This window comes from Streptomyces sp. TRM64462 (genome assembly GCF_013362995.1).
Classification (GTDB): Bacteria; Actinomycetota; Actinomycetes; order Streptomycetales; family Streptomycetaceae; genus Streptomyces.
This window is the reverse complement of the sequence record NZ_JABWDV010000302.1, coordinates 48,288-58,641: the sequence shown is the minus strand read 5'-3', so window position 1 is coordinate 58,641 and position 10,354 is coordinate 48,288. Positions and strand designations below refer to the sequence as shown.

The 10,354-nt window shown below is 73.2% G+C and carries 12 protein-coding genes; 7 read left to right on the top strand and 5 right to left on the bottom strand.

Annotated elements, in window-relative coordinates:
- The coding region (locus tag HTZ82_RS14705) for a heavy metal translocating P-type ATPase (RefSeq protein ID WP_175409808.1) at positions 1-1,434 on the top strand (1,434 nt) is incomplete at its 5' end.
- A gap of 147 nt (positions 1,435-1,581) precedes the next feature.
- On the opposite strand, the gene HTZ82_RS14700 is transcribed toward HTZ82_RS14705, so the two are convergent.
- On the bottom strand, positions 1,582-2,211 hold the full coding sequence (locus tag HTZ82_RS14700) for a hypothetical protein (RefSeq protein WP_175409807.1): 630 nt from the start codon (positions 2,209-2,211) through the stop codon (positions 1,582-1,584).
- Between the two features lie 195 nt (positions 2,212-2,406).
- On the opposite strand from HTZ82_RS14700, the gene HTZ82_RS14695 reads away from it, so the two are divergent.
- The 3 genes from HTZ82_RS14695 (at position 2,407) to HTZ82_RS14685 (ending at position 5,497) form a co-directional block, all read left to right on the top strand.
- Positions 2,407-3,051, top strand: coding sequence for a hypothetical protein (locus tag HTZ82_RS14695; RefSeq protein WP_175409806.1), 645 nt, complete (start codon positions 2,407-2,409; stop codon positions 3,049-3,051).
- Positions 3,052-3,192: 141 nt separating this feature from the next.
- The gene (locus HTZ82_RS14690) at positions 3,193-4,521 is read left to right on the top strand and encodes a PP2C family protein-serine/threonine phosphatase (protein ID WP_375540819.1); all 1,329 of its coding nucleotides are present in this window, start codon (positions 3,193-3,195) and stop codon (positions 4,519-4,521) included.
- 316 nt (positions 4,522-4,837) lie between these two features.
- On the top strand, positions 4,838-5,497 hold the full coding sequence (locus HTZ82_RS14685) for an SRPBCC family protein (protein ID WP_254711860.1): 660 nt from the start codon (positions 4,838-4,840) through the stop codon (positions 5,495-5,497).
- Here the strand turns inward: HTZ82_RS14685 and HTZ82_RS14680 are convergent.
- From HTZ82_RS14680 to HTZ82_RS14665, 4 genes are all read right to left on the bottom strand, one after another.
- Positions 5,452-5,907 (bottom strand): hypothetical protein, encoded by a 456-nt coding sequence (locus HTZ82_RS14680; protein ID WP_175409805.1) that lies wholly within the window; start codon positions 5,905-5,907, stop codon positions 5,452-5,454. The genes HTZ82_RS14685 and HTZ82_RS14680 overlap by 46 nt on opposite strands.
- Positions 5,908-5,950: 43 nt before the next feature.
- Positions 5,951-6,529: a vitamin K epoxide reductase family protein gene (locus tag HTZ82_RS14675; RefSeq protein WP_217624158.1), complete on the bottom strand. Its 579-nt coding sequence runs from the start codon at positions 6,527-6,529 to the stop codon at positions 5,951-5,953.
- A gap of 115 nt (positions 6,530-6,644) precedes the next feature.
- The gene (locus HTZ82_RS32740) at positions 6,645-6,878 is read right to left on the bottom strand and encodes a hypothetical protein (RefSeq protein WP_175409765.1); all 234 of its coding nucleotides are present in this window, start codon (positions 6,876-6,878) and stop codon (positions 6,645-6,647) included.
- A 102-nt stretch (positions 6,879-6,980) separates the two neighbouring features.
- Positions 6,981-7,724 (bottom strand): VTT domain-containing protein, encoded by a 744-nt coding sequence (locus tag HTZ82_RS14665; RefSeq protein WP_175409804.1) that lies wholly within the window; start codon positions 7,722-7,724, stop codon positions 6,981-6,983.
- Positions 7,725-7,930: 206 nt separating this feature from the next.
- Here HTZ82_RS14665 and tatA point away from each other — a divergent pair, with 206 nt between their 5' ends.
- The 3 genes from tatA to HTZ82_RS14650 all read left to right on the top strand — a co-directional run bounded on the left by tatA (position 7,931) and on the right by HTZ82_RS14650 (position 10,237).
- The gene (gene tatA / locus HTZ82_RS14660) at positions 7,931-8,140 is read left to right on the top strand and encodes a Sec-independent protein translocase subunit TatA (protein WP_175409803.1); all 210 of its coding nucleotides are present in this window, start codon (positions 7,931-7,933) and stop codon (positions 8,138-8,140) included.
- Positions 8,141-8,238: 98 nt separating this feature from the next.
- A complete protein-coding gene (locus HTZ82_RS14655; RefSeq protein ID WP_175409802.1) occupies positions 8,239-8,640 on the top strand; it encodes a DUF4118 domain-containing protein in 402 nt (133 codons plus the stop codon).
- A gap of 223 nt (positions 8,641-8,863) precedes the next feature.
- Positions 8,864-10,237, top strand: coding sequence for a TrkH family potassium uptake protein (locus tag HTZ82_RS14650; RefSeq protein WP_175409801.1), 1,374 nt, complete (start codon positions 8,864-8,866; stop codon positions 10,235-10,237).
- Positions 10,238-10,354 lie beyond the last annotated feature (117 nt).

Genomic DNA, 10,354 nt, shown 5'->3' with positions numbered 1-10,354 from the left:
GAGAAGATCGCGACGGACGGTGTCGTGGTGGAGGGCTCGTCGGCGGTGGACGCCTCCATGCTGACCGGCGAGTCCGTGCCCGTGGAGGTCGGGACCGGCGACACGGTGACCGGCGCGACGCTCAATGCGGGCGGCCGCCTGGTCGTCGAGGCGACCCGGGTCGGGGCCGACACGCAGCTCGCCCGGATGGCGAAGCTGGTCGAGGACGCCCAGAACGGCAAGGCCGCCGCACAGCGCCTGGCCGACAAGATCTCCGCGGTCTTCGTGCCGATCGTCATCGCCCTCGCGCTCGGCACGCTCGGTTTCTGGCTGGGTACGGGTGCCGGTCTGACGGCCGCGTTCACGGCCGCTGTCGCCGTGCTGATCATCGCCTGCCCGTGCGCGCTCGGGCTGGCGACGCCGACGGCTCTCATGGTCGGCACGGGACGCGGTGCGCAGCTCGGCATCCTCATCAAGGGCCCGGAGGTGTTGGAGACCACGCGCCGGGTCGACACGATCGTCCTGGACAAGACCGGCACCGTCACCACCGGCCGTATGACCCTCATCAAGGTCCACACCGCTGACGGCACCGACGAGACCGACGTCCTGCGCCTCGCCGGGGCCCTGGAGCACTCCTCCGAACACCCCATCGCCCAGGCCGTCGCCGCCGGCGCCGCCGCCAGGGTCGGCACCCTGCCCGCCCCCGAGGACTTCGCCAACCTCCCCGGCCTCGGCGTCCAGGGCGTCGTCGACGGCCACGCCGTCCTCGTCGGACGCGAAAAATTTCTCGAAGAGTGGGCCATGGAGCTCACCCCGGCTCTCAAGGCCGCCAAGGACGAGGCCGAGAAGGCCGGAAAGACCGCCATCACGGTCGCGTGGGACGGCGAGGCCCGCGCGGTCCTCGAAGTCGCGGACGCAATCAAGGACACCAGCGCCGAGGCGATCGAGCGGCTGCGCGCCCTCGGCCTCACGCCGATCCTGCTCACCGGCGACAACAAGGCGGTCGCCCAGGCCGTAGCCGCCGAGGTCGGCATCGACGAGGTCATCGCGGAGGTCATGCCGCAGGACAAGGTCGACGTCGTCAAGCGCCTCCAGGCCGAGGGCCGTTCCGTGGCGATGGTCGGTGACGGCGTGAACGACGCGGCCGCCCTCGCCCAGGCCGACCTGGGCCTCGCCATGGGCACCGGAACCGACGCCGCCATCGAGGCGGGCGACCTCACCCTCGTACGGGGCGACCTGCGGGCCGCCGCCGACGCCATCCGGCTCTCGCGGCGCACGCTCGGCACGATCCGGTCGAATCTGTTCTGGGCCTTCGCCTACAACGTCGCCGCCCTGCCGCTCGCCGCAGCCGGGCTGCTCAACCCGATGATCGCGGGCGCGGCCATGGCCTTCTCGTCCGTCTTCGTCGTCGGCAACAGCCTGCGCCTGCGCGGCTTCCAGGCCACCGACCGGTAGGCCGCGCTGACCATGACGTCGGTGGAGTGGCAGCAGACCTGTCTCCGGTGATGCCGACGACGACGAGCCCCCGCAGCCGACGTGATGCCGGTGCGGGGGCCCGGGCATCCGGGCATCCGGGCACCCGGGCCCGCGGGCTCGCGCGTGCTACGACGCCAAGTACTTGCGGGCCGACTTCACCTGGCAGGAGTAGACGAGGCGTTCGTTCGTGGAGTGCGAGGTGTGGACCGTGATGGTGCGGTCGCCGCCGGCGCTGACCGTCACCGTCTTGTACTGGGAGCTGATGGTCTTGCTCGCCACCGTGGAGTTGGCGTAGCGGCCGACCTTGAACACGACCGTGAACGAGTAGCGGAACGCGTAGTCGCTGGACGAGTTCTGGATGTCGACGTCGAAGCTCATGCGGCCCTGCGAGCGGCTGTAGCGGCAGTTCTCGCCGATGACCTCGCCCGTCGCGCTCCTGTTGTACGTCGGGCGCGCCGTCGGGCGGGTGTCGCCGCTGCCGCCCCCGCTGCCGCTCCCGCCGGAGAGGCCGCTCGACAGGCCGCCGGACGTGCCGCGCGACGAACCCCCGGACGTGCCGCTGGACGTACCGCCGTTCGCGTAGCCGCCGATCGCGCCGTTGAGTGACGGCATCGGCATGGGCGACAGGGACGGCGGGTTCGGCGCGCTGCCGAGCCCGCCGAAGGCCTTGTCCTTCGGATTGTCGGCGCAGCCGGACAGGGCGGCGACGGCGGTGAGAGCGAGAGTGGCGGCGCCTGTGGCGCGACGTATGCGCATGCTGATCCCCCGAATGCTGTTTTTCAGACAGGTCGTACAGTTGACGGCCGACGAGCACAGGCAGGGTATCGGACGCCCCCGACAGAGGGCCCGGCCCCGCCGCAAGCGCTTGCCGTCCCATCCTCCGCGCCCCCGGCGTCCCTTGGTACCTTGGCCGCTCACGTTCAAGCGTCACGTCACATCATCGGGGGAACCATGAGCCAGCCCTGGCAGCAGCAGCCACAGCCGCCGCAGCACCATCCGTACGGCCAGCCGGGCCACCACCCGCCCGTACCGCCGCAGCAGCCGGGGTACGGCCCCCAGCCCGGCTACCCGCCGCAGGGCCCGTACGGCCAGCCGATGCAGGGCGGTTACGGCTACCCGCCGGGCTTCCCGCCCCAGCCCTCCGGTACGAAACCGGCCAAGGCCTTCTTCCTCGCGCTGCTCGTCTCAGCCGGCCTCTCGCTCGTCCACGCGGTCGTCCTCCTCCTCAGCTACGAGGACCTGTCCGTGACGGGCCTCCAGATCGCCTACGTCGTCCTCGCCCTGGCCCTCGCCGTCGGCGTCGGCACGGTCGCGGGCCGCGCGGGCGGCAGCAACACCGGCGTCCACGTCGCCGCCGCCTTCCTCGCCGCGCTCGGCGCGTACTTCGGCGTCACCAACGGCTACGTCTTCACGCTGCTCGACGCCGGCGGCACCGACCTCCTCGAAGCGATGCTGGAGCACGAGCCCACGGCCCCGTCGCAGTTCTGGTGGGAGCGCCTGGAGGAGGGTGTCGCCCTGCTCGGCGTCGCCGTCGCCGCGCTCGGCACCCTCGCCGTGGCCCGCATCGTCGGGAAGCGGCGCGTCGCCTCGTTCTAGGCCTCGCTCCATGGCGTGTCCGGTTACGCCCCTCGGCTCCGCCCGGGTGGCCGCGCCCCCTGCGTCGTTGCCGGTCGATCGGCCTCCCGGATGGTGGGATGACTCGCGACACCTCAGTGGGTGACGGGCCGGGAGGACGTGTTGACGGATCGCCAGGACAGCGGGCGGCCGGGCGGGAGCCGGGGCGGTGACCGGTCGTCCGGCGCCCGCCTCGCGCTGATGGAGGACGCCGTCGCGTCGATCGGCACCACTCTGGACGCCCGCACCACCGTCGCCGAACTCGCCGGGTACCTGTGCGAGCACCTCTGCGACACCGCCGTCGTCGACCTCTTCGCGCCGTACGCGTCGCCCGAGTCGTATGAGGCGTACGAGCAGCCCGGCCCTCCCGGCCCTCCCGGCCCTCCCGCACCGCCCCGCCCGCCACGGACCGGCGACGCCCTCGTCACCGTCGCCTCGGCCGGCCGCCGCGACCTCCTGGACCGGGGCGTGCCGCGCGGCCGGCTGTCCGTACGGGCCCTGGACGAGGGCCATCCGATCACCGCGTCGTACGTCTCCTCGCACGCCCCGCCCCTCGCGGCCGTCTCCGTCCCGCTGCTCACCCGCCGCGACGACGTGTACGGCGTCGTCCTCGCGCTCCGCACCGGCACCGCCTTCACCGACGACGAGACGGTCGTCGCGCACTTCGCGGCCCGCCTCGCCGCCGCGCACCTGCGCCACGCCGCCGCCCACCGGGAGACCCGGGACGCGGCCCTCGACCTCCAGCGCGCCCTCCTCGCCGAACCGGGGCGGCCGCACCCCAACCTGGACATCGCCACCCGCTATCTGCCCTCCGGGGACGGCTCGCTCGTCGGCGGCGACTGGTTCGAGACCGTACGCCTCCACTACGGGCGCACCCTCCTCGTCATCGGCGACGTGATGGGCCACGGACTGGAGGCCGCGGTCGACATGAACGCGTACCGCTCCATGCTCCGCTACGTCGCCGCCACCGACCTCCCGCCCCACCGCGTCCTGCGCCACCTCGACGCCGCCGTCTGCGAGGACGGCACGCGGCGGCCCGCGACCTGTCTCCTCGTACGGCTCGACCCGGCCCGCTCCACGGCGGCCTGCGCCTCCGCCGGGCACCTGCCGCCGGTCCTGTTCACGCCGGAGGGCGCCGGGCGGCTGCTGAGCGTCCCCGTCGGCCCTCCGCTGGGCACCGGGATCGGCGGGTACGAGCTGTCCACCCACCGGCTGACCACCGATCAGACACTGCTGATGTTCACCGACGGCCTGGTCGAGCGGCGCGGTGAGGACATCGAGGACTCGCTCGACCGGCTCGCCGCACTGCGGCTGCCCGGCCTCGGCGTACGGGAGCTGCTCGACGAGGTCGTCCTCCGGCTCGGCGCGGCGCACGGCGAGGACGACGTCGCCGTGCTCGCCGCCCGCACCCACCACCGGCCGCCCGCCCACCACGCGGAGCCTTCCGGCTGACGCTGACAGGGCGGCGCGCGTCTCGGTGGCGCCCAGGGCCGCGTCCCCGGCCACGGCCGCGTCGTCCTCGTCCTCGTCCTCGTACGGCGTACCGGACCAGGGCGCCCGCCCCCTCCGTACGACGTCCTCGACGAGGAACGGGAACACGCGCCTCGCCGCCTGCGGCAGCACGGCGCGCGCAGCGCCAGTTCGACGGGCGTCCACGACGCCGCGTCCCGCCGCCGCGCCCCCACCGAGGCATGACGGCCGAGCGCGGGGGAGGCGTCGGTCATAGCCTGGCGTCGGGCAGGAGCCGTTCGGCTGGAAGGGCCTGGAGATGGCGTGGAGCAGGGCATGGGCCGGCGGGCTGGCGGTCGCGGGAGCGGCGGGGGGCCTGGCGGCGGCCGGGTATCTGGGGCTGGTGACGGGGGCGCTGTCGCTGGACGTCGGTGCCGGGCGGCGCACCCGCGCTCTGGGCCCGCGGACCGTTGAGATCGAGGCGCCGCGCGAGGTGGTCTTCGACGTGATCGCCCAGCCCTACCTCGGGCGGCCCACGCGCGCGATGCGGGAGAAGGTGCGGGTGCTGGAGCGGGGCGGCGACATGGTGCTCGCCGCCCACCGCACGCCCGTGGCCGGAGGGCGGCTGACGGCGACGACGGTGGAGACCGTGCGGTTCGGCCGCCCGGAACGGGTCGACTTCCGCCTGGTGCGCGGGCCCGTCCCGGTCGTCACCGAGACGTTCGCGCTCAGCGCGCAGGGGCGCGCCACGCGGCTGGAGTACACCGGTGAGCTGAGCTCGGACCTGTGGGCGCCCGGCCGGTGGTGGGCCGGGCGGTCGCCGCCCGGTGGGAGGAGGCGGTCGCCTCCACACTCTCCGGTGTCAAGCAGGAGGCGGAGCGGCGCGCGACCACCGAGTGACGGGCCAGGCCGCCCGAAGCTGCGGCGCCGCAGCTACTGCCGCAGGGCCTGCAGGACCGCCGCTGTGGTCATCCCGTAGGCCAGGTGCGGCAGCAGGTCCGACAGCCACATGCCGCCGCTCCACCGCGTCGGGTCGGTGACGCCCAGCACACTGGCCGGTACGTCGCTGGCGGCCATGGCCGCGAGGCCCAGCACGGGTCCGGCGAGCCACGCCGGTGCGGGTCCGCGCCGCCCGCTCATGAGGCCGTACAGCGCCCCGATCCCCAGGCCGGTGACGTATCCCATGAGCGCGCCCGCGGCCTCTTCGCGGCTGTCCTTCTCCTCCTCGTCGCCGAGGCTGAGTCCCGCGCGGTCGGCGATGCGGTCGGCCGCCTCGGCGGGCAGGCCGCTGGCGGGACGGCCCCGGAGCAGCATGTCGCCGTACGTGCTCAGGTTGAGGGCGACGGTGCCGGCCGCACCGGCCAGCAGCCCCCGCGTGACCCCGCCCATCACCGTGTGCTCCTCTCGTGTCGTGCGATGACCCGATGACCGCTCACCGGGTGCCGCCGAGCGCCGACAGCGCGGCGCGGGCCTCCTTCAAGGCGGGCGGCACCGCGGCGACGTGGCAGAGCGCCGCCAGGGTGCACCAGGAACACACCGCCCGGTGCCCGGCGACCTGCTCCACGAACAGCACCGCCGCCGCGCCCGCGTCCCCCACCGCCTTGCCCGCCGCCAGGAGCACCAGCCACGGATGGTCCCGGTGCCGCAGCCGGCCACCCGCCCCGGTCAGCACCAGCGTGATCCCCGCACTGGCCAGTGCCACGGCCGCGTCCGGGGTCCGCAGCAGCGCGTACGCCTCACCCGTGGCGTCGACCCGCTCGGCGTCCACACCCGGGAGCGGCGGCTCCGGAAGCCGCCTCACCAGCCCGAACTGGTACAGGGCGACCACCCCGTACGAGACGGACGCACCCAGCACGAGCCCGGCCACGGCACGCCGCTCGCCGAGGAAACCGCCCCGCCCCAGCCGCAGGTCGTCGCTGACCCGCTCGGCAGCCGGCGGCGAGCCACGGCCCGGCCCGCCGCCCCGTGCCCGCGCGTCGGCCGCCCGTATGCCCGGCTTGCGTCGCCGCATCGCGTCACCACCGTTCCGGAGGGGCCGGTGCCCCCGGCTCCGGTGCCTCCCGGCCCCGGTGCCTCCCGGCCCCGGTGCACCGGCCCCGGTGCCCCCGGCTCCGGTGCCGAAGCCGTCAGGCCGCGGCGCCCGCGGTGAGGCGATCGGCCAGCAGGCTCTTGGCCTTCCGCGCCCGCTCCCGGTCCTGCTCCTGCACCTGCTCCAGGAAAGCCGCCAGCTCCTCATCGCCCGCCCTGCGGGTGTCGTCGATGTAGGTCGTCAGCGTCTCGCCCTCCTGCAGCGTGTGGTACAGCAGGCTGACCAGGTCGTACGTGTCGTCCCTTGTCCCTGTACGCGACTCGGTCGTCATCCCTGACTCACCTCCTCGGATTGCCGTCCCGGCCCGCGTACCCCTCCCTGGGGCGGCTATCCACCGGGCCGTTCTCCTCGATCAGGCGGCGCTGGGGGCGGATCAGCGCTTGGCGTGGCGGCGCCGCTCGCCCCGGGCCGGCACGTCACCGTTCGGCCCGTCAGCGTTCGGCACGTCACCGTTCGGTACATCACCGGGAGGCGTCTTCCCGGCGCGGGCCCCTGCGCGGGCGCGGAGGAACTCGACGACGATGGGCACGACGGAGAGCAGGACGATGCCGACGAGGATGGCCTCGATGTGTTCGTGGACGAAGTCGATCTGGCCGAGGGAGGCGCCGAGGAGGGTGACGCCGACGCCCCACAGGATGCCGCCGACGATGTTGTACGTGATGAACGAGCGGTAGGTCATGCGGCTGACGCCGGCGATGATCGGCGTGAACGTCCGCACGATGGGGACGAAGCGGGCCAGGACGAGCGACTTCGGGCCGTGCTTCTCGAAGAACTCGTGCGCCTTCTGGACGTTCTCCTGCTTGAAGAGCCGGGAGTCGGGGCGGTTGAAGAGCGCCGGCCCCACCTTGCGGCCGAACAGGTAGCCCGCCTGGTCGCCCAGGATCGCGGCCAGCGCGATGAGCGTGCAGGTCAGCCACAGCGGTGTCTTCAGGACGCCCGTCGTGATCAACAGGCCCGTGGTGAACAGCAGCGAGTCACCGGGCAGGAAGAACCCGATGAGCAGCCCGGACTCGGCGAAGACGATCGCCAGGACGCCGTAGAGGCCGAACTCGTTGATCAGGAAGTCGGGGTCGAGCCAACTCGGGCCGAGCGCGAGCGTCGATGTGTACGTGTTCACGGACGGAAGGGCTCCTGCGGAAGCGGCGGGCGCGATCGCCCGCAGTCGGTGGGGACAAGCTACCAACGCGCCGGCCGGGCACCCCTGCCATGGCCTCTGATTGCTCCCTCATTGCCCGCCCATGGGATCCGACCGGCTACGATCCCGCTCAGCGGGCCACCAACGTGCTACGGGAGAGACGGCCCCGGTCGGAGAAGGCGGTCATCATGGGTACGTTCAGCGCTTCGCACCTCCTCATCGTGCTGGGAGTCGCCGTGCTGCTGTTCGGCAGTGCGAAGCTGCCCGAGATGGCCCGCGCGCTCGGCAAGTCCGCGCGCATCCTGAAGAGTGAGGCCGCGGCCATGAAGAACGACGGCGCGAACGACGGCGCGGCCGCCGCCGAACCGGCGCTTCCCCCTTCGCAGAAGACGGCCTGACGCGACAGCCACGCGGGGGCGCGCTCGTCGGTTCTTCGGTTCGTCGGTGAGCGTGCCCGGGAGCGACCACGGAACGGGAAGTGGCGAGGAGCGGTCGATTGATCCGGTGGAGGCTGATCGGCGCCCGGCAGCGGCCGGTACCCGAGCCGGTGGACAACCGGGTGACCTGGCTGGTCGCCACCGTCTGCGCGCCCGCGCTGATCACGGCGCACAACCTGCTCGACGGGCAGGGCGACCCCTGGCTCGACCACCTCGCGCTCAGTGTCCTGTGCGCCGTACTGGGCATCACCGCGCGCATCACCGCCGCCCCCGGCACCGCCCTGGTGTGCTGGGCGTTCTTCAGCCTGTTCGCCGCACCGCCGTTGGGCCAGTTCTCCTGGGCGCTCCCTCAGGACTGGAAGCGCCTCGGCATCCTCCTGCTCACCGCGGCGATCGGCACCGTGTGCGCCCGCCTCGTGCACGCCCGCTCCGCGCACCACCGCCTGAGCGTCACGAGGTAGCGCCGGGCCGCCCGCCCGCTGTCGCGCCGCCCGCCCGCTGTCGCGCCGCCGCCCGCCCGCTGCCGGGCCGCCGCACGTCCGGGGCACGCGGCCTGGGCCGACCGGGCGCACCCGGGCGCGTATCACGAGGCGTCGGCCGCCGCCAAGGGGTCAGCGCGGTAAGGTGACCAGCCGCCGGGACCGGCGCGATCGGGACGAGCACGGGGAAGGCCGGGAGCAAGCAGTGGCAGGACGCCTGGCGAGGGTCTGGCAGGCCCTGTTCACCACCCACCCGGCGCGTACGACCGTCATGGCCTTCGCGACGGTGATCCTCGGCGGAACGATCCTGCTGACGCTGCCCCTCGCGTCCGGTGACGGCAGCGCGACCGGCATCGTCACGGCCCTGTTCACCGCCACGTCGGCGGTGTGCGTCACCGGTCTGGTCGTGGTCGACACGGGGACGCACTGGAGCGGCTTCGGCCAGGGCGTCATCCTCACGCTGATCCAGGTCGGCGGCTTCGGCATCATGACGATGGCGTCGCTGCTCGCCCTGCTCGTCTCCGGCAAGCTCAGACTGCGCATGCAGCTCACCGCCGCCGCGGAGACCAAGAGCCTGGGCCTCGGAGACGTACGGCGGGTGCTGCTCGGGGTCGCGGGCACGACCGCCGCCGTCGAACTGACCGTCTGGGCGTGGCTGGCGCTGCGCTTCCGGTACGGGTACGGCATGCCGATCGGCGAGTCCGTCTACCACGGGTTCTTCCACGCGGTGTCGGCGTTCAACAACGCCGGCTTCGCCCTCCAGGCCGACAGCCTGACGCGCTACGCCACGGACGCGTGGGTGACGCTGCCGATAGCGGTGGCGGTGATCCTGGGCGGGATCGGCTTCCCCGTGCTGCTGGAACTGCTGCGGCACCGCACCCGGCGGCGTACGACCGGGCGCCGCGGTTGGTCGCTGCACACCAAGCTGACCCTGGTCACGACGGCCGCGCTGCTGGTGACCGGTACCGTGCTGACGTGTCTGCTGGAGTGGGGCAACCGGGGCACGCTCGGGCAGTTCACCTGGGGCGAGAAGCTGCTGAACGGCTTCGTCCACTCCGTGATGACCCGCAGCGGCGGGTTCAACACGATCGACGTCGGTTCCCTGGAGCACGCGACGCTGCTGACGACATGCGCGCTGATGTTCATCGGCGGCGGCAGCGCCGGAACGGCGGGCGGCATCAAGGTGACCACGTTCGCGGTGCTCGCCGCCGCGATGGTGGCCGAGGTGCGCGGCGAGCCGAACTCGACGATCATGGGCCGCCGTCTCGCCCCGCACGCGCTGCGGCAGGCACTGACCGTCGCACTGCTCGGGGTGGGCATCGTCATCTCGGCGTCCCTGGCGTTGATGACCGTGGTGAAGGCGCCCTTCGAGGTGGTGCTGTTCGAGGCGGTGTCGGCGTTCGGTGTGAACGGGCTGTCCGCGGGTGTCAGCGCCGATCTCTCGGTGCCGGGCCAGTTGATCGTCGTCGTCCTGATGTTCGTGGGCCGCCTCGGACCGGTCACCCTGGTCTCGGCGCTGGCCCTGCGCGAGCGGACACGCCGCTACGAGCTGCCCGAAGAGAGGCCCGTCATCGGCTAGGCCGTGTCCGGCGGTCCCCGGAGGTGGGGAACACGCGGCGGCGCGCCCGCGTTCTCTACACACACGTAGATCCGGATCGTGCGGGGCTTCCGGACGCTTTGCCGCCCCTTTACCATG